Below are 17,423 nucleotides of genomic sequence, written 5' to 3'. Positions count from 1 at the left end.
ACTACGAGCGAATTGAGGATTTAGACGCGGATCGACAGAAGTCGTCTAGAGTCATTTGGGCAATTTCCAAAATAGAATCAACACCGGGAAAAGATTCACCGTCGCTACCCAACCACAACAGATACTCGATGTTACCCGCAGGGCCTTGTAGGGGCGATCCCGTCAAATCTCGGTATTTCCATCCCAGAGTTTGAGCCGCATTGCAGACGGCAAAAATGGCATTGGCTTGATCAACCGGCGATCGCACCACTCCCTTTTTCCCGACGCGCCCTTTGCCGACTTCAAACTGCGGCTTTACTAACAGTACCACCTCGCGAGGCGGTTGGAGAAGCTGCCACAGAGCCGGGAGGACTTTCGTTAGGGAAATAAACGACACGTCAACAACTGCCAAATCTGCGTAAGAACTTTCCTTAGTATCGGGTTCGATGTCATTTTTCGCAAGGGGAGAAATCGATTGGTCCCCGTGACTGTAGAGTTGTTCGGGGGTCAAATGGCGGAGGTTGGTTCGTTCGAGCAGAATCACTCGCGGATCGTTGCGGAGTCGCCAGTCTACCTGTCCGTAACCGACATCAATACCGTAAACCCGGCTTGCTCCGGCTTGTAGGAGACAGTCTGTAAACCCGCCGGTGGAGATTCCCCCGTCGATGCAGATCCGTCCGTCCACATCGATCTTAAAATATTCTAAAGCTTTAATCAGTTTTTCTCCGCCTCGAGACACAAAAGGCGATCGCTGTTTAATGGTAATTTGGGCTTGGGGGTCGATTTCGGTGCCGGGTTTATCGATCACCTGCTGATTCACCATCACCTCACCGGCCCGAATCAAGCGTTGGGCGATCTGTCGGGAAGAACACAAATTCAGGTCAATTAATAGGGTGTCAAGCCGTTGTTTTGCCAAGACCGATTGAAAGCACGTGAACCTGCTTGATTTTACCACAATCGTTGAGCCAAATTTTTACCCTAGCCAACGACAAATAGGGGTCATCGGTACACCGGATTTAAAATCCGGTGCCTGCGATGACTCGCTTCCCGAGTGAAAAAAACCCCAACCCAGCGATTGAGTCTCAAAATTTGAATCAAAACCAGTCAAATCAAGTCAATTCTAGAAAAAATCTAGATATCCTTTTCTGATAACTCGCGGATCATGTGATCGAAAGGTTTAGCCAGATATTCGCCCGTCGAAATTCCGGCGCCGGCGACTTGTTCGCGAACGAGATCTTTGAGAATACCAATTCCGACAACGGTCGGGCCAATCGGAACACTTAAAGAATTATAAGTTTCCCGCAAGCCTTGTAAAACCCGTTCATCAAGCACATCGGTATCTCCAGCTACTAGCGCATAGGTGGCATAGCGCAGATAATAATCCATATCACGCAAACAAGCAGCGTAACGGCGAGTCGTGTAGGCATTGCCACCCGGACGAATCAGTTCGGGCAGTTCCGCAAACAATTGGGAACCGGCCTGTTTGACCAGTCCCGCTGCGTTACTATTAATCACGGCAGCAGCTTGAACCCGTGCGGTACCAGTCTGAAAGTAGGATTTTAACTGATCAATGGCATCTCGGTCTAAATATCGTCCTGTCAGGTCGTAATTTTTAATCAGGCTCGTTACTGCGTCCCGCATGAAAATAATCTCCTTATCATATCTTTCAATTATTCTGAGCCATGTCGTGTTATAGTGTAATGCTTGATACAAAACTTAATCAATCTGAGTCACTATGATCAGCCAGATGCTTGGTTGAGAAGATCTGCTGAGCGCCTCAGATCGCAGACAATATGGAGGCCTATATGCCGGAAACAGCGCAAGAAGTCTTGAGCATGATTCAAGACCAGAAGATTAAAATGATCGACCTTAAGTTTATTGATATGCCGGGAATCTGGCAGCACTTAACGGTTTACCACGATCAGATTGACGAGAGTTCTTTTACAGACGGCGTTCCCTTCGATGGTTCCAGTATTCGGGGATGGAAAGCGATCAACGAATCGGACATGATGATGGCACTCGATCCCAAGACCGCCTGGATCGATCCGTTCATGGCCGAACCCACACTGAGTATCATTTGTAGCATCAAAGAACCCCGTACAGGCGAATGGTACAGCCGTTGTCCTCGGGTCATTGCTCAAAAGGCGATTGACTATCTCGAATCAACCGGTATAGGAAGTACCGCTTTCTTCGGGCCAGAGGCGGAATTCTTTGTGTTTGATGATGTTCGCTTCGATCAAACCCAAAGCTGTGGCTACTACTATGTAGATTCTATCGAAGGTCGCTGGAATTCGGGACGGGAAGAACCTGGCGGTAACTTGGGATACAAGCCCCGTTACAAAGAAGGCTATTTCCCCGTTTCTCCCACCGACACCATGCAGGATATGCGGACAGAAATGCTGCTGACGATGGCCGACTGTGGGGTTCCCATTGAAAAGCATCACCACGAGGTGGCCACTGGGGGTCAGAATGAGTTGGGTTTCCGCTTCGGAACTCTAATTGAAGCGGCCGATAACTTGATGATTTATAAATATGTCATTAAGAATGTTGCTAAAAAATATGGCAAAACTGTAACGTTTATGCCCAAGCCCATCTTTAATGACAACGGTTCGGGGATGCACTGTCACCAGTCCATCTGGAAAGACGGTCAGCCTTTGTTTGCGGGCGATAAATACGCCGGTTTCAGCGAAATGGGCTTGCATTATATCGGCGGTATTTTACGCCACGCCCCGGCGTTACTGGCCTTAACCAACCCGACAACCAACTCCTACAAGCGCTTGGTTCCCGGGTTTGAAGCGCCCGTAAACTTGGCCTATTCTCAAGGTAATCGTTCGGCTTCGGTTCGGATTCCTCTCTCGGGGACCAATCCCAAAGCCAAGCGGCTAGAATTCCGTTGTCCTGATGCTACAGCCAACCCCTACTTAGCGTTTGCGGCGATGCTGTGTGCCGGGATAGATGGAATCAAAAACAAAATTGACCCGGGCGAACCCCTCGATGTAGACATCTATGACTTGTCTCCCGAGGAGTTACGCAAGATTCCTTCGACTCCGGGTTCTCTGGAACTGGCCCTGGAAGCTTTAGAAAACGACCACGCTTTCTTAACCGAATCCGGCGTTTTCACCGAAGATTTCATCGCCAACTGGATTTCTTACAAACTCGATAACGAGGTCAACCCGATGCGGTTACGTCCTCACCCCTACGAGTTCGCCCTGTACTACGATGTCTAAGCTTTAGACAAATTGAATCTTGAGATTGGACCAGCCACCTACTCAGGGTGGCTTTTTTGTCGAAAATTCTCTCCAAAGACCGTTGGCAATTTCTGAAAAAATTTACAATAATTTACAAAGTAATCTGGCAATTCATTCTATTTATTCATCAATTGTCCATGACTGATACGCTTACAAAACTCACCTACGAGGCTTTTCAGAAAAGCAAAATTTATTTTGGTGTCGCTCACAAAACCCTCAGCACCCAACTGTTAAACTGGGTTAGCCCTCCCACACCCGAACGCAAACCCCAATCCCTCAGTCCGGAAAATCTGGCTACCCTGCAAGGTTGGCTTGATAAAATCATCGAAACCGATTGGCAGGATGCTCAACGGGGCGTTTATCCCGAATCTGTCCTGTTTGAGAACGAATGGGAAGATTTCTTGACCTACTATCCCACAGTTTGGTTTGACCTGTTTACCATTCAACAGCGGGCCAACCAAAAGCGCTATCACGAATTTGCACCCGATATCGATACAGAAGGCTATCCCAAATATTACTTGCAAAATTTCCATCATCAAACCGATGGTTATCTCAGCGATATGTCGGCCAACCTGTACGATATTCAGGTGGATATTCTGTTTAACGGGGCTGCTGATGCCATGCGGCGACGGGTATTGCCACCTCTAAAGCAAGGTGTACAAACGGCGTTTAATACTGTTATTCCTCAACAGATTCGGATTTTGGATGTTGCTTGTGGAACCGGTCGCACTTTAAAATATATTCGTGCGAGTCTTCCCAAAGCTTCTTTGTACGGAATTGACCTCTCACCCGCCTATTTACGCAAAGCCAATCAATGGCTATCGGAAATTCCCGGCGAGTTACCCCAATTTGTTCGGGGAAATGCGGAAGAAATGCCCTATGTAGATAACTATTTTCATGGCATTACTTCGGTGTTTTTGTTTCACGAACTGCCCCCAGATGCCCGTCAGCGGGTGATTGATGAATGTTTTCGAGTCATTAAACCGGGCGGAGTTTTCGTCATTTGTGACTCGATGCAAGCTGATGATTTTCCGAGTATGAAAACCATGATGGACAATTTCCCCGTCATGTTCCACGAACCCTACTACCGTCACTATGCAACCGATAATCTGGTTGAACGTTTAGAAAAGGCGGGGTTTGAGAATATTACCACTCAAAATCATTTTGTTAGCAAATACTGGGTTGCTCACAAACCCGTTGAAGCATAATCAAAACTCATTTTAGAGATGTTTCCCGAGATTTTCTCGGGGAATGTCTCCACCAGACAGGATATTATGGGTGCAGACACTCAATCTTTTCATCAGAGGAACTTGCGATGAGCAGTACAACTCCCCAAAATCTGGAAGCTATCTCCGAAGATTTAGAATTAGAGACAACGACTATCACCTACACTGAAGAAATTGAAACGGTGATTGCGGGTTTGGCAAATGAGCAGAAAGTTTTGGTCGGTCAAAGTGATGCGGGTCATTTGTGGAAGTTTCAATACGGCAGCGCCGAAGTTTTTGTACAATTAACTGGGGATACCGAAGACGATACGCTAACGGTTTGGTCGCCGGTTTTGCAACTTCCCGCTAAAAATGAAGAAGCATTGATGCGACAATTGTTGGAGATGAATTGGTTATCGACCTACGAATCTCATTTTGCTATTAATAATAATCAAGTGATTGTTCTTTCTAATCGCACCCTCGCCGGAATTACTCCCGCAGAAATTTCTCGGATTATTACCGTTGTTGCTACTATTGCCGATAACAATGACGACGATTTACAAGCCGAATTTGGACAGTAAAAAGGCAAGAGGTCATAGGCAAGAGGCAAGAGGCAAATAGGCAACAATCAACGTAGGGGCGGGTTCCGCCAAAATATATGTCCTCCCAGAAATAACTTCTATAAACCCGCCCCGACACCTGACACCTGACACCTAACACCTAACACCAGCAAACCGATTTTTATCATGCAGTGCAAAATAGTAGAGAGTAAAAAACCCGGTTTCTCCTACAACTTCTTTCAATCAACGATATTTATTGTTCAAGAAACAGGGTTTTTCCCCGTTACTGATAACTGATAACTGATAACTGATCACTATGTTTAGTAACCCTTCGGTTTGGCGTTTAATCCCATTTTTAGAAGCTTCAGGAGGGCTTCAAATGGCGATTGATGCTTGGTTACTTGAACAACATTCTCAGGGTAAACATCCCCCGACTTTGCGGTTTTATACTTGGAAACCCGCAACAATTTCTCTCGGTTATCATCAACGTTCTTGGCCGGAATTTTGGCAACATTTAACTTGGCAAGGACAACCGATAGAATTAGTCCGCCGTCCGAGCGGGGGAAGGGCGGTGCTTCATCAGGGGGATTTAACTTATGCGGTCGTGACTTCAGGACTCCCTCAACGCCGTTTGGAAGCTTATCAAACCCTCTGTAAATTTCTGATTGAGGGGTGGGGTCAACTGGGGTTTGAACTCGTTTACGGCTCGGCAGGGCGGGGCTACATTCACAACCCCAATTGTTTTGAAACGGCTACAGGTGCCGATTTAATTTTATCTGACGGTTCCAAGTTAATTGGTAGCGCTCAACTGCGACGGGATAACGCTATTTTACAACACGGTTCTATGCGTTTAAATCCCGATGGCGAACTCTATCAGCAGGTGTTTGGAGTTAACTCTGTACCTTCTATTGTTCAACGGTTTAATTCTGTGAATTCTGACTCGTCGGATGTGAAAAATCTTGTGATTAACGCTTTGGTTACAGCCGCCTCTGAATGTTTTAATATAGACTTGCAGACTCAGCCTTTATTAAATCACGAATGGCAGGCGATTAAAGCCAATTTGCCTAAATTTTCCGTTTCTTCAAATTAGAGGTTGCAAAACCCAAGATTTTCTGCTACTTTAAATAAAAAGATTGCCTTTTCTCTCGGCTCAAGCTCCAAGAGAAACAGACAATAAAGGGGAAATAACTAATTCCGTTCACCACCTCGGGCCGTTCTGATCGAGGATTGCGCCTCGCCTTGGCAGTGGTAAAGAGAAGGAAGCGATAAAAACTTCTCAACGGATTATCTAGTTATTATTCCTTGTACCGTCTTTTCACCTGTCAGTTCGCTCTCCTTCGGTGAAAAGCAATGAGTCACAACAGCAAAACCCTCATCCGGTATGATAATCGGTTACACTTAAGTAACGTAAAAGGGAAGAACTAATTCCGTTCACTACCTCGGGCCGTTCTGATCGAGGATTGCGCCTCGCCTTGGAGTGGTAAAGAGAAGGAAGCGATAAAAACTTCTCAACGGATTAGCCAATTGTTATTCCTTGTACCGTCTTTTCACCTGTCAGTTCGCTCTCCTTCGGTGAAAAGCAATGAGTCACAACAGCAAAACCCTCATCCGGTACGCTGGTTATTCACAGTTACTAATCTATCAATTCAACCGGGGGAATTCCATCGATCTTTAGACGGAAACTGTTGTGATTATTTGATCCTTCATTTGATAGAGACAGGTACAATAAAAGAACCGACTTTGTTCAATGCCTACTCATGTTTGAAACCGGATCGGGCGGTGAAACTATAGCGGCGATCGCAACCGCAATTGTTCCCCAACAGGGGAGCATCGGTATCGTGCGTCTTTCTGGTTCTCAAGCGATCGCGATCGCCAAATTGCTGTTTGAGGCACCCGGACGTCAACCCTGGGAAAGCCATCGCATCCTTTACGGCTATATTCGCCATCCTCAGACTCACCAGATGGTCGATGAAGCGTTGCTGTTGCTGATGCTTGCTCCCCGTTCTTACACCCGCGAAGATGTGGTTGAGTTTCACTGTCACGGGGGAATGATTGCGGTTCAGCAGGTGCTACAACTGTGCTTGGAAGCCGGAGCGAGACTGGCTCAACCGGGAGAATTTACGCTACGGGCTTTTCTCAACGGACGAATTGACTTAACCCAAGCCGAAAGTATTGCGGAGTTGGTCGGTTCTCAATCTCAAGCGGCCGCTGAAGTTGCCCTAGCCGGATTACAGGGAAAACTCGCCACGCCCATCCGCCAACTTAGGGCTACCTGTTTGGACGTTTTGGCCGAAATTGAAGCCCGGATCGACTTCGAGGAAGACCTACCGCCACTAAACGTTCCCGAGATTGTATCACAAGTAAACCAGATTTCTGCCGAATTGTCAATACTAATAGAAACTGCCGAAAAAGGTGAGCGGTTAAGAAGTGGATTGAAAGTGGCAATTGTGGGGCGTCCAAATGTGGGAAAATCAAGTTTATTAAATGCGTGGAGTCAAAGCGATCGCGCGATTGTAACAGACCTTCCGGGGACGACTCGGGATGTAGTAGAATCGCAATTAGTTGTGGGAGGAATTCCAGTACAAGTATTAGATACCGCCGGAATTCGCAACTCAGAAGATCGGGTCGAAAAAATCGGGATAGAGCGATCGCAAAGTGCGGCAAAATTAGCAGATTTAGTGTTATTAACAATCGATGCAGAAGCGGGATGGACTGAAAGCGACGGAGAAATTTATCAGCAGATAAAACATCGTCCGTTTATCTTAATTTTAAACAAAATTGACCGAGTACCCGACAATGAGTTAGACTCAAAAATAGAGAATATTTTAGCAAAACTCAACCGAAAAAATCTGTTAACCGTGAAAACGGCAGCAGCATTAAATCAAGGAATTCCCGAATTAGAAACCGCGATATTAACCGCAATTAACGCCGGAAATCTGCAAGCGGGAAATTTAGACATTGCCATCAACCAACGTCAAGCGGCCGCGATTACCCGAGCAAAAACAGCCTTAGACCAAATGAAAATAACCATAGAAAATCAACTCCCCTTAGACTTTTGGACAATTGACCTGAGAGAAGCCATTCAAGCCTTAGGAGAAGTCACCGGAGAAGAAGTTACAGAATCGGTTTTGGATAGAATATTCAGTCGATTTTGTATTGGGAAATAATATTATGTTCCATTAATTAATAATTATTCTGTAGGGGCGGGTTTTTTACAGTGAACAGTGAACAGTCAACAATCAACAGTCAATAGGTGTCAAGGTCGGTGTCAGGTAAAATGATAACTGTAAACTGTAAAATGATAACTGTAAACTGTAAAATGATAACTGTCTAAACCTGCCCCTACTAATTCTTTTGTCAATTTAATCTAAAATAATCGGATAACTCGAAAAATGCCCAATTTAATGACCAACGTACAACCGCCCTTACAATTTCTTCCCCCAGACTTTCAACCGGGAGTATTAAAATTCACCCAATGGATTGTTCCCTGGTGGATTCGTTTAAAAACACCCATCACCCAAATAGACGCCGAAAACGTCGAACAATTAGTTGAACTTTATCAAAAATTTCAACAAGAAAAAATTCGATTTTTGTTAGCCTTTCGCCATCCCAACCCCGACGATCCCTTACCCATTTCTCAACTGATTTGGCGAAAAGTTCCCGGACAAGCCAGAAAACAAAATATTACCTTAAAATCTCCCGTTCACGCTCATTTTATGTACGATAGAGGCATTCCATTATGGGCGGGAAATTATGTGACCTGGTTATTTCCCAAATTGGGCGGCACATCAATATTAAGGGGAAAACTTGACCGTAAAGGATTAAAATCGGCTAGAAATTTATTTGCAAATGGTCGCTTTCCAATGGCGGCTGCACCCGAAGGCGCAACCAACGGTTTAAATTACCAAGTCAGTCCATTAGAACCGGGAATTGCTCAACTGGGATTTTGGTGTGTCGAAGACTTAGAAAAAGCCCAACGTTGCGAAGACGTGTTTATTGTTCCTTTGGGAATTCAATATCATTATTTACAAGAAAATTGGCAAGCCCTCGCCCAAGTCTTAGGTCAAATAGAAACCGATTGCGGTTTGACAAATAATAATTCTCAACCGACTCCGAGCGCCTTGTATCCGCGCCTGGTTAACTTGGGAAATTACCTGTTAGATTTGATGGAAAATTTCTACCGTCAATATTATCATCAACCCATTCCCAAAAACACAAACGAAGAATTGCCCATCCGCTTACAAAGACTGTTAGATATTGCCTTACAAGTTGCAGAAAGTTACTTTGCCATTCAACCCAAAGGTAGTTTAACAGAACGGTGTCGGCGCCTCGAACAAACCGGATGGGATTATATTTATCGAGAAGATATCAAAGATGCAGAAAGCTTGTCACCGGTTGAACGCGGATTAGCCAACCGCATCGCCGAAGAAGCGAGTCTGCGAATGTGGCATATGAGATTAGTTGAAAGTTTTGTGGCTGTTAGTGGAAAATACGTTCAGGAAAATCCGACTTTTGACCGTTTTGCACAAATTACAATTATCATTTGGACGATGATTATGCGACTCAAAGGCGGAAACCCCAACCGTACTCCCTACCTCGGAAAACAACGAGTAGAAATAACCGTTGGTGAACCGATTTCTGTTTCTCAACGATGGTCAGATTATAAAACAAATCGGCGTCAGGCGGTGGAAAATTTGACTCAACAGTTGCAAAGTTCATTAGAAAAGATGAGTCAACCCCAGTCCAAACCCGACAAGTAAAATCTTAAGTTTTTTTTGAATGACCCAATTTTTGAGTAAGACAGATCTTGTAGCCTTTCAAATGTAACCGAAATGGAACCCTCGCCATCTCAAGAAGAATATCAATATAAAAGAAAAGTTCTGAGATTATCTCAGGAAGTTTCTACCGTTCTGACTCCAGAACAGGCGGCTGTAATTACCCAGGCGCTTATCAATTCTAATTTAAACGAAGAACAAGTGATGGCAATTACTCAAGCGTTGGTAACGGCCCGAACGGTTCAACCCTGGCAACATAATCATCCGGTAAACCTGCGTCTGAGCGTTCCCATTCCCGGTTTAAAGTTGTATTTGGTTCTGTTGGCCGGTCGGGAACGTCGTTCTACTCAACGCAACCAACTTGAACGCCAGAAACATCGCCTGTGGACTCCTTTAAATATTTTCGTCCTGACGATTACCTTGGGAAGCTTCGCCTTTACGATTATCATGTCTATCTACCTTCTTTTAAAATGGGGTTCGCCTGCGGCTACGGTGGCGCCGACATCCATTCCTTGGCTAACAAATCAAGCCGACTGCGAAAAAACGGGAAGAATTTGGTTGCACGGACAATGTTGGGATACGGAACACAGTCCCGACTTTTAGCCCCCCGGACTCAGGCTTAGGGGTCGGTTTATCAAAAAACCCCTTGAACTTGTTTGAAAGATAGAGCAAATCTACTTATTTTTTCAAAATTGACTCCGAAAATTTTGGGGATGGACAGATGCTATTGTTCATCTCTACTTTCGGCTTGCACGGTTGTACTTAAGTACACTTGTAAAGAATTATACTTTAAGCCAACCGTGAAATTACCTGTTTTGGAGAGATTTAATCTTATGTTTGTTTTTAAATTAGGGGTTTTTATCATAAAAAAAAATTTATGTAAAATGCCTGTATGTTTGATTTTACTGAGAATTTGATAATTTTTAAACCTCCTATAAAGTCTGTGTAAAGACAGGGTGAAAACATCAAAAAAAACTAGACAATTACTAGAAAACTCGAGTAGTATAGTTAACAAGCAAGGAAAAAAGGCTCTCAACCCCTGTGGGTTAAACCAAGTCTACTTTCAAGAGTTCAAGTCAACAATTGACAGTTAAACGGAGATAAAAACTATGTCTTACAAATTATTAGGTTCTGGATTACTCGCCACTATAGTTGCTCTCGGAACAATCGCCGCACCCGCACAAGCTGGCGGTAATGGTAATGGTAATGGTAACGGTAACGGTAATGGTAACGGTAACAACTCAAACCAATCTAATAATAATAACGTTCTGGCAACCGATGAAATTGTAGAGCAAGCTTTAGGAAGTTTGAGTTGTGAAGCGGGTACTGTTACCGCTACAGACGCACTCGGTAATAGTTATGGCGCTACCAAATGTGCGGGTACTTATGAAGGAAATGATACCGGTAACGGAGATCCCTTATTAACCCTGCTCAAAGATGGTACTTTGTTTGGAAGCGAAATCGGTTCTTGGGATTGGGAATTATCTGGAAAGTCTGACGGAGGTGGCGGCGAATTTGGGATCAGTGCGCCTGAAACTAGCTCTGGAAACTGGAGTCTAAACACTGCAATTGAAGGCCCGTTTATTCTTAGCTTGAAATCTTCTACTTCTTGGAGTGCTTATTATTTCGAGAATCTTGATAGTGCGATTACAGGTGGTTTCTTCGATACTTTAGGGGTTGCAGTTAACCAAAATAACGGTAATGGAAAAGGTTTATCTCACGCCTCTCTGTTTGTTGCTTCCAAACAATTCACCGATACTCCTGATTCTCAAGAAGTTCCCGAACCCGGTACTTTGGTTGGCTTGTTGGCTTTGGGTAGCGTCGTCTTCGGAAAGAAAATGATTAATCGCAAGAGCTAATTTAATAGTCTTACTTAAATCTCAAAAACCCGGTTGATAACAGAAACCGGGTTTTTTTTAATCTCTAGATTTAGTTTCGCTTGAATTTTTGGAGTTCTCGATGAACGCTCATCCCAATTTGTAAGGCTTCATTGAGTAACTCTCCGTATTCGTTGGCTTGGTTGGTGACGTTCAAAGTCATTAAAGCGGTTAAGTTGTTTTCCAACTGAGCGAACAATTCGTAGCGGCGATCAATAAAATCTTGATGTTCGCGAAGGATTCGTTCAGTTTGAAAGGCGCTAACTAAACTATCTCGGGTAATTGTTAACGCTTGAATGACTTCTTCTCGGTTCACCAGTTTGTCTTCTAGGGTTCCGCTTCTGCTTAAGCGATCTAAAATTTCAACCGCTTTAACGGTATCGTTGTATTTCTCCGCTTCATCCAATAAAGACAACATATTTCGCAAGGGTTTTAACTGCAACCAAACGCCAAAGTTAACCCCCAAAGTGATCGCCACAGATAAGCCAACGGCTTTGAGTAAAAACTGGATGGTGACTTGCAGATCGGAACTTGCAACTGTTCTTCGATCTAGGATAAGCAACATTACGGGAAAAGCGATCACCAAACTGAGAAATAGGGCGACCAATTCGCCAGAAATAAAAGAAAAGAGTTTTTGGCGATCGCTCCAGATTTTCCCTAAAATTGCCTGTCGAACTCCCCGGTTTTGACAGAGACTTCCGATCAAACTCTCCCGAGATAAACCCGTTAACTCATCGAGTTCTTCTTCTGAAAATTTTAAAAGACTCAAGTCATAATTCATGCTTACTGAAAAAGTTGATTCAGGGATTCTATAACGTTCAGGTAGAAATTACTGTCTTGTTCTCGAAACAGTTGAAAAGGTTCTCCGGGCGCCCCGAAAAAGGGTCTTAACGTCCATCCGAGTTGGCTACCCACAAAAGCATATAAAATTAACCAAAACCGCAAAATACTTAAACGCAGTTTTTGACCTTCTTCGTCTTTTTCACACATAAACTGCATCCCGTCGTAGAAGAATTTAACCCCTAAAAATCCCGTCAGGGCAAATATTCCCACGTTCAGAATTTTAAAAAACTGATAGTCTTGGGTACTCAACATAAAAAAGAACGTCACCGGTGCAAACCCCAAAAGTAAAACGCTAATTTCAGCCATCGCTGCCAGTAACAGGGTTAAATACTGCTCAAAGCTTTGTTTTGACCCAAACATCACGTTGAAAAAATATAATGTCGGAAAACAGATGATTAGCGTTAACAAGTAAAGGGCGGGAAGTTTAATCCCCGAAAACACAGCCTGTAAAAAGCTACTCGACGAACCAATAATCAAACCGTAAATTCCAAAAAAAACCGAGCTTGAGATGAATAAATTTACAAGTTTTGGCTTCAGTTTAACGCCCAGACGAATATCTTCCAAGAATTGCTGTCTTTCCCGCAGCAAATTCATTACTGTTGCAAAAGAGTTCATTGGTTCCCCTCGATTAATGTTGTAAACGGGTAAATTTACACCGGATTTCAATTCCGCGAAATATATTTATTTCGGGTGCTAGCCTTTTGCACCCCTAAAGGTTAGAATGAATAGAGAAATACCCAAATTGGCTAAAAAGCCCTACACCGTCAGAATCGAGAATTCCCGAAACTTCAGACAAAATATTCTGGAAATTCTCAAATGAGACTGCGATGTTTTATTAAACTTGATTCTATCTCAAAATTGATAACGCACATTTCTAGATTTTTGTCAAGGGTACTCAAAAGAGAGGGGTAAAAATTGGTGCGTCGTCGGTTGAGATGGGGGTGTTAATTTGGGGGGTGCGACGGAATAAAGTAACGGAATAATCGGGGTTTGAGGCGTTAGATCCGAGAAAAATCCCTTATTGGTCACACCAATCCTCTATTATTTTCACAGATTAGAATACCATAAAGGCTGAAACAACGCAAGCACGTTGCTTATTGAGAATTATTCTTGGGTTAAGTTTTGTAAATTTGGGGGTATTGATAGAAACTTTAGAACGTAAACCCAGTTATTTATTAGCCAAAGTTATAATATAGCCGAAAGATAAAGTCAATAAACTCCCGACCAATATCAACCCAAGCAATAGATAAAGAATTTTGGTGGTTTTTTCCGCTTTATTCCAGATTTCGCGATAACTGAGTTGATGATTTTGTATTAAAATAAAAGCGGGAGGACTGAAAATAAAAGGTAAGACTCGGCTCAACAATAACCGGATCAAAAAGTTAATCATCCACAGTCGTTTCCGGAGGATATCTTGATTGTATTGCCAGGGGAAAGCCGTTTGAGCCAGACGGATTAAAGGTTTCAAATCGGGAGAACGCCAAGACTGATATAACCGCAAAGCATCGGAGATGATATCGTTAGTTTGAGATAGGGCTTGATTGAGAATACAAACATCCTCCAATGCCGAATTAACCCCCTGTCCAATATCCGGGGGAAAACAGTGAACGGCATCTCCCAATAATACCGCGCCGCTTGAATAATTTTTAGCCGATACTAACCAGTGCAACCCAGAAAAATATTGAGGGACGGGAAAAAATCCGCCTTCACTTTTGGCAAAACGTTCGCTTTCTTCGGGCGATACAATTTCAGGGATTGGCAACTGGGGGAAAGCGGTTTCTAGGAATTTAGACAACTGTTCGCCGTCTTGTATTTTCCAAATTTGATTATCCGGTTGTCTGATAATATTTGCGGTTCTGGGTTCGTCGGGGTCGGCAAAAGGTAAAATACCCAGAGATAAGCCACCCTGAGAATCCGTAGAGGCCGAACGAATCGCATAAGCCATTGTACAAACTGCCCGTTCGGACTTATTATTATCGAGGGGAAAGTTTGGCGGCAGGGTCAAAACTTTGTATTTCAAACCGGAACTTTGAGAGGGAAATAACTGCATTTTAAATTGATCGGTTCCCGAGTTATCCCAGCGATCTAAAGTTTCCCGAACCACAGAGTTAATTCCATCGCAGCCAACCAAGAGATCGGTTTCCAATTTGACAGCGTTTTCGGTATTAATTTCTTCGGCAAGAACGGTGAGTTTTGATTCCCCCAAGTTTTCTTCAACTGCCGGATCAATTTTGACGCACTTTGTATTGAATAAAACTCGGATAGAATCTTGCCAATTTTCCTCTATTTCTTGATAAAGCAACCGCAAAAATGCTCGTCGCGGCAACCAATAAGCGGTTTTTCGGTTGGGGTCCACTACGGGTAGTTTTGAGGTTTTACAAGTTCCATCGGCTTTGATTTCTGTTAAGTAAAATTCGGTGTTCGGAACACCAATTTTTGATAACTTTTCGGTAAAACCCAATAAATCCGTAAATTTTTGACCCCGACCATCGATTAAATAGTTAAAGGATTTATCCGGTTCGTAGAAATCAGCCGAGGGACGTTTTTCTAATACGGTAATTTCCGACCAACCCCGCTTTGCCAACATTAACGCCGTCGCAAAACCCGCAGGCCCCCCACCAACAATAACGGCTTTTTGGTTTAAGTTTTGAGTTTCTGTAGACATAAATACTGCCAATCGACCCTCCGTTTAACCCCGGGTTCGTAGTCGCGCTTTAGCGTAAAAATTCAATGGGGCTAGAGCAACAACTACAAACTTTTTATAACACAAATTCTCCCCGCCCGCTTCGGAAATCTTTTTCTATTCCCAAAACCTGATCGCCAACTTTAATTTTACCGCCTTCCTAATTTTGATATTGAACCCGATAAATGCGATCGTTGGCTTCTTCGGTAAACAGCAAACTAGCATCCGGCATTGTCAACACACTCACCGGACGCCCCCAGGTTTTTGGAACAGAAGGATCGATCAAAAAACCGGTGAGAAAATCTTCGTATTCTCCCGTCGGTTGTCCGTTTTCATCAAACGGAACAAACACCAACTTATAACCCGTTCCGGGGTTACGGTTCCAACTTCCGCGAAACGCCACAAACGCACCATTTTGATATTTTTCGGGGAACGTTTCCCCATCATAAAATTGCAACCCCAACGCCGCAGAATGAGACTGAAATAAGACCTCGGGCGTTGTGGTTTTTGCGGCTAAATCAGGATTTTCTCCCTGGCGGCGGGGGTCAATATTATTCGGGGTAATATAAGCGTAAGGCCAACCGTAAAATTCGCCAAAATCTAACGCCGCTAAATAGTCGGGAACCAAATTATCGCCCAGTCCATCCCGCTCATTAACAGTGGCAAAAAGTTGACCCGTAACTGGGTGGAAATCTAACCCAACCGGGTTTCGCAAACCCCAAGCAAAAGTTTGTTGATTGGAACCATCTAAATTCATCGTTTGAACCGACGCCCGAGGTAAAGGTTCGGGGCTAACATTCGTCGCCGAACCCACCGAAACATAAAGCTGTTGTCCGTCGGGAGAAATCACCACATTCCGCGTCCAGTGTTGGTTGTAGCCCTGACCGGGTAAATCGGCGATTTTTTCTCCGGTGCCTTGCAGTTGGTCTTGACCGCTATAGGGAAACTTCAACACTTCCCCGGTATTTCCCACAAAAAAAGCATCCTCGCTAAATGTCATCCCAAAAGGTAAATTTAACCCGTTTTCGGGTCCGGCGAACGTTTTAGAAACATCCGCATCGCCGTCGCCATCTTCATCCCGCAGCAGACGAATGCGGTTATCTGGCGTTTCCGTAACCAACACATCCCCATCCGGGGTTAGCGCCAACCAGCGGGGGTCGTTCAAATTTTCCGCAAACACGTTAACCGTGAAGCCGGCCGGAACCTTTAAAACGGGATTTTCGGGAATGGGAACCACCTGGGGGGAATTGCTGGCGCTTTCGGTGGCGTAGGGTTGGGGTAATTCTTCGGGGATAATTTCAATCGGTGCGGGATTGAGGGTTTCGGTCGTGATAGAATTGTTATCTGCTAATACAATAAACTGTTCGTTATTCAATTGGGAGGGCGAAACACCCGAAACCGTTGCTAATACTTCCCCCGTCGTTTCAACTGCAATTAATGTCGCGACAATTTCTCCGATCATAACCGTCTCTAACCTCAAATTCTCAACCGTTAAACTATCTGTTAGTGCAATTCGATCCAAACCGATCTCAAAATCTTCGATAAAATCAGAAGTGGTAGTATTAGTCAGACTCAAATCTTGACCCAAAACAAAAATATCCTCTCCCTCGCCCCCGCTTAAAGTATCCTGACCGAAATCACCGCTTAACCAGTCGTTTCCTTCGTCTCCCGTCAAGATATCGTTTTGTTTTCCGCCCCACAGGGTATCGTTCCCCGAGTTCCCCAAGAGTTGATCGTCTCCCAAATTTCCAAAGAGTTGATCTTCTCCGTCCTCTCCACTTAAGACATCAGAATCCTTTCCGCCAAATAAGGTATCATTGCCTTGATTACCAACTACTGTATCGTTATTTTGATTGCCATTAATGATTTCTCCAACTTCCGATCCGATAATTCGGTCATCGCCTTGTAAACCCCGCAACCCCAACGCCAGGTTCGTCAGCAAATTTGCCCCGATCTGAAAAATATCCGGGTTGGGGGTTAGATCATAGAACCCATCGGGATTTATACCAGTCAAGATAGTAAGTGTAGTTATAAATAATGAACTGATATGCTGTTAAAGTTTAGCGTAAGATTTCTAATTTTGCCGGATTCATCTCATGGTAGCCTTTCTAGAACTGTTGGAAAATTTCCACATCGCCGATTTAGACTTGTCAATCCCGGGCAAGCGATTAAAATTGAGAGTGCTTTGGTCCGATCTGGTTTGCGGTTACGAAGTTCAAACTTGGGGTTAAGCCTGTTGTAGAGGAGTGTTAA

The 17,423-nt window shown here is 44.1% G+C and carries 15 protein-coding genes; 8 read left to right on the top strand and 7 right to left on the bottom strand.

The genetic code is table 11. From position 1 onward, the window contains the following. Position 1: 1 nt before the first annotated feature. Positions 2 to 895: a TlyA family RNA methyltransferase gene (locus ACL6C3_RS06510; RefSeq protein WP_413166349.1), complete on the bottom strand. Its 894-nt coding sequence runs from the start codon at positions 893 to 895 to the stop codon at positions 2 to 4. 215 nt (positions 896 to 1,110) lie between these two features. After that, complete coding sequence (gene apcB, locus ACL6C3_RS06505) at positions 1,111 to 1,620, bottom strand: allophycocyanin subunit beta (protein ID WP_413166348.1); 510 nt, start codon at positions 1,618 to 1,620, stop codon at positions 1,111 to 1,113. 164 nt (positions 1,621 to 1,784) lie between these two features. Between apcB and glnA the strand changes: the two genes are divergently transcribed. Next, on the top strand, positions 1,785 to 3,206 hold the full coding sequence (glnA, locus tag ACL6C3_RS06500) for a type I glutamate--ammonia ligase (RefSeq protein ID WP_413166346.1): 1,422 nt from the start codon (positions 1,785 to 1,787) through the stop codon (positions 3,204 to 3,206). Here the strand turns inward: glnA and ACL6C3_RS06495 are convergent. After that, on the bottom strand, positions 3,148 to 3,282 hold the full coding sequence (locus tag ACL6C3_RS06495) for a DUF6906 family protein (protein WP_413166344.1): 135 nt from the start codon (positions 3,280 to 3,282) through the stop codon (positions 3,148 to 3,150). The two genes, glnA and ACL6C3_RS06495, sit on opposite strands and share 59 nt — an antisense overlap. A gap of 82 nt (positions 3,283 to 3,364) precedes the next feature. Here ACL6C3_RS06495 and ACL6C3_RS06490 point away from each other — a divergent pair, with 82 nt between their 5' ends. From ACL6C3_RS06490 to ACL6C3_RS06460, 7 genes are all read left to right on the top strand, one after another. After that, positions 3,365 to 4,435 carry a class I SAM-dependent methyltransferase gene (locus ACL6C3_RS06490; RefSeq protein ID WP_413166342.1) on the top strand — a complete coding sequence of 357 codons (1,071 nt, stop codon included), beginning with the start codon at positions 3,365 to 3,367 and terminating at the stop codon, positions 4,433 to 4,435. 107 nt (positions 4,436 to 4,542) lie between these two features. After that, positions 4,543 to 5,013: a YbjN domain-containing protein gene (locus ACL6C3_RS06485; RefSeq protein ID WP_413166341.1), complete on the top strand. Its 471-nt coding sequence runs from the start codon at positions 4,543 to 4,545 to the stop codon at positions 5,011 to 5,013. Between the two features lie 295 nt (positions 5,014 to 5,308). Then, positions 5,309 to 6,082 carry a lipoate--protein ligase family protein gene (locus tag ACL6C3_RS06480; RefSeq protein WP_413166339.1) on the top strand — a complete coding sequence of 258 codons (774 nt, stop codon included), beginning with the start codon at positions 5,309 to 5,311 and terminating at the stop codon, positions 6,080 to 6,082. A gap of 667 nt (positions 6,083 to 6,749) precedes the next feature. Then, the gene (gene mnmE, locus ACL6C3_RS06475; RefSeq protein WP_413166337.1) at positions 6,750 to 8,159 is read left to right on the top strand and encodes a tRNA uridine-5-carboxymethylaminomethyl(34) synthesis GTPase MnmE; all 1,410 of its coding nucleotides are present in this window, start codon (positions 6,750 to 6,752) and stop codon (positions 8,157 to 8,159) included. A 225-nt stretch (positions 8,160 to 8,384) separates the two neighbouring features. Beyond that, entirely contained in the window at positions 8,385 to 9,752 is a 1,368-nt protein-coding gene (locus ACL6C3_RS06470; RefSeq protein ID WP_413166335.1) for a 1-acyl-sn-glycerol-3-phosphate acyltransferase, read from the top strand. Positions 9,753 to 9,824: 72 nt separating this feature from the next. Then, positions 9,825 to 10,370 (top strand): hypothetical protein, encoded by a 546-nt coding sequence (locus tag ACL6C3_RS06465; RefSeq protein WP_413166334.1) that lies wholly within the window; start codon positions 9,825 to 9,827, stop codon positions 10,368 to 10,370. 506 nt (positions 10,371 to 10,876) lie between these two features. Beyond that, the gene (locus tag ACL6C3_RS06460; RefSeq protein ID WP_413166332.1) at positions 10,877 to 11,626 is read left to right on the top strand and encodes a PEP-CTERM sorting domain-containing protein; all 750 of its coding nucleotides are present in this window, start codon (positions 10,877 to 10,879) and stop codon (positions 11,624 to 11,626) included. Positions 11,627 to 11,696: 70 nt separating this feature from the next. Here the strand turns inward: ACL6C3_RS06460 and ACL6C3_RS06455 are convergent, their stop codons facing one another. The 4 genes from ACL6C3_RS06455 to ACL6C3_RS06440 all read right to left on the bottom strand — a co-directional run bounded on the left by ACL6C3_RS06455 (position 11,697) and on the right by ACL6C3_RS06440 (position 17,184). Continuing rightward, complete coding sequence (locus tag ACL6C3_RS06455) at positions 11,697 to 12,425, bottom strand: hypothetical protein (RefSeq protein WP_413166330.1); 729 nt, start codon at positions 12,423 to 12,425, stop codon at positions 11,697 to 11,699. Positions 12,426 to 12,427: 2 nt separating this feature from the next. Further along, positions 12,428 to 13,102 carry an actin-binding WH2 domain-containing protein gene (locus ACL6C3_RS06450; protein WP_413166328.1) on the bottom strand — a complete coding sequence of 225 codons (675 nt, stop codon included), beginning with the start codon at positions 13,100 to 13,102 and terminating at the stop codon, positions 12,428 to 12,430. 553 nt (positions 13,103 to 13,655) lie between these two features. Beyond that, entirely contained in the window at positions 13,656 to 15,152 is a 1,497-nt protein-coding gene (locus ACL6C3_RS06445) for an FAD-dependent oxidoreductase (RefSeq protein WP_413166326.1), read from the bottom strand. A gap of 178 nt (positions 15,153 to 15,330) precedes the next feature. Then, entirely contained in the window at positions 15,331 to 17,184 is a 1,854-nt protein-coding gene (locus ACL6C3_RS06440) for a PQQ-dependent sugar dehydrogenase (RefSeq protein WP_413166325.1), read from the bottom strand. Between the last annotated feature and the right edge of the window lie 239 nt (positions 17,185 to 17,423).

It is taken from the genome of Capilliphycus salinus ALCB114379 (assembly GCF_047276495.1).
GTDB lineage: Bacteria > Cyanobacteriota > Cyanobacteriia > Cyanobacteriales > Microcoleaceae > Capilliphycus > Capilliphycus salinus.
Note: the sequence above shows the minus strand (reverse complement) of the source record. Positions and strands in the feature narration are given on the sequence as shown.

Bases quoted from the DNA above. Each gene is read 5' to 3' on its own strand.
- apcB (WP_413166348.1), bottom strand. From the start codon at position 1,620: ATGCGGGACGCAGTAACGAGCCTGATTAAAAATTACGACCTGACAGGA.
- glnA (WP_413166346.1), top strand. From the start codon at position 1,785: ATGCCGGAAACAGCGCAAGAAGTCTTGAGCATGATTCAAGACCAGAAG.
- ACL6C3_RS06490 (WP_413166342.1), top strand. From the start codon at position 3,365: ATGACTGATACGCTTACAAAACTCACCTACGAGGCTTTTCAGAAAAGC.
- ACL6C3_RS06485 (WP_413166341.1), top strand. From the start codon at position 4,543: ATGAGCAGTACAACTCCCCAAAATCTGGAAGCTATCTCCGAAGATTTA.
- ACL6C3_RS06480 (WP_413166339.1), top strand. From the start codon at position 5,309: ATGTTTAGTAACCCTTCGGTTTGGCGTTTAATCCCATTTTTAGAAGCT.
- mnmE (WP_413166337.1), top strand. From the start codon at position 6,750: ATGTTTGAAACCGGATCGGGCGGTGAAACTATAGCGGCGATCGCAACC.
- ACL6C3_RS06470 (WP_413166335.1), top strand. From the start codon at position 8,385: ATGCCCAATTTAATGACCAACGTACAACCGCCCTTACAATTTCTTCCC.
- ACL6C3_RS06465 (WP_413166334.1), top strand. From the start codon at position 9,825: ATGGAACCCTCGCCATCTCAAGAAGAATATCAATATAAAAGAAAAGTT.
- ACL6C3_RS06460 (WP_413166332.1), top strand. From the start codon at position 10,877: ATGTCTTACAAATTATTAGGTTCTGGATTACTCGCCACTATAGTTGCT.
- ACL6C3_RS06455 (WP_413166330.1), bottom strand. From the start codon at position 12,425: ATGAATTATGACTTGAGTCTTTTAAAATTTTCAGAAGAAGAACTCGAT.
- ACL6C3_RS06450 (WP_413166328.1), bottom strand. From the start codon at position 13,102: ATGAACTCTTTTGCAACAGTAATGAATTTGCTGCGGGAAAGACAGCAA.
- ACL6C3_RS06445 (WP_413166326.1), bottom strand. From the start codon at position 15,152: ATGTCTACAGAAACTCAAAACTTAAACCAAAAAGCCGTTATTGTTGGT.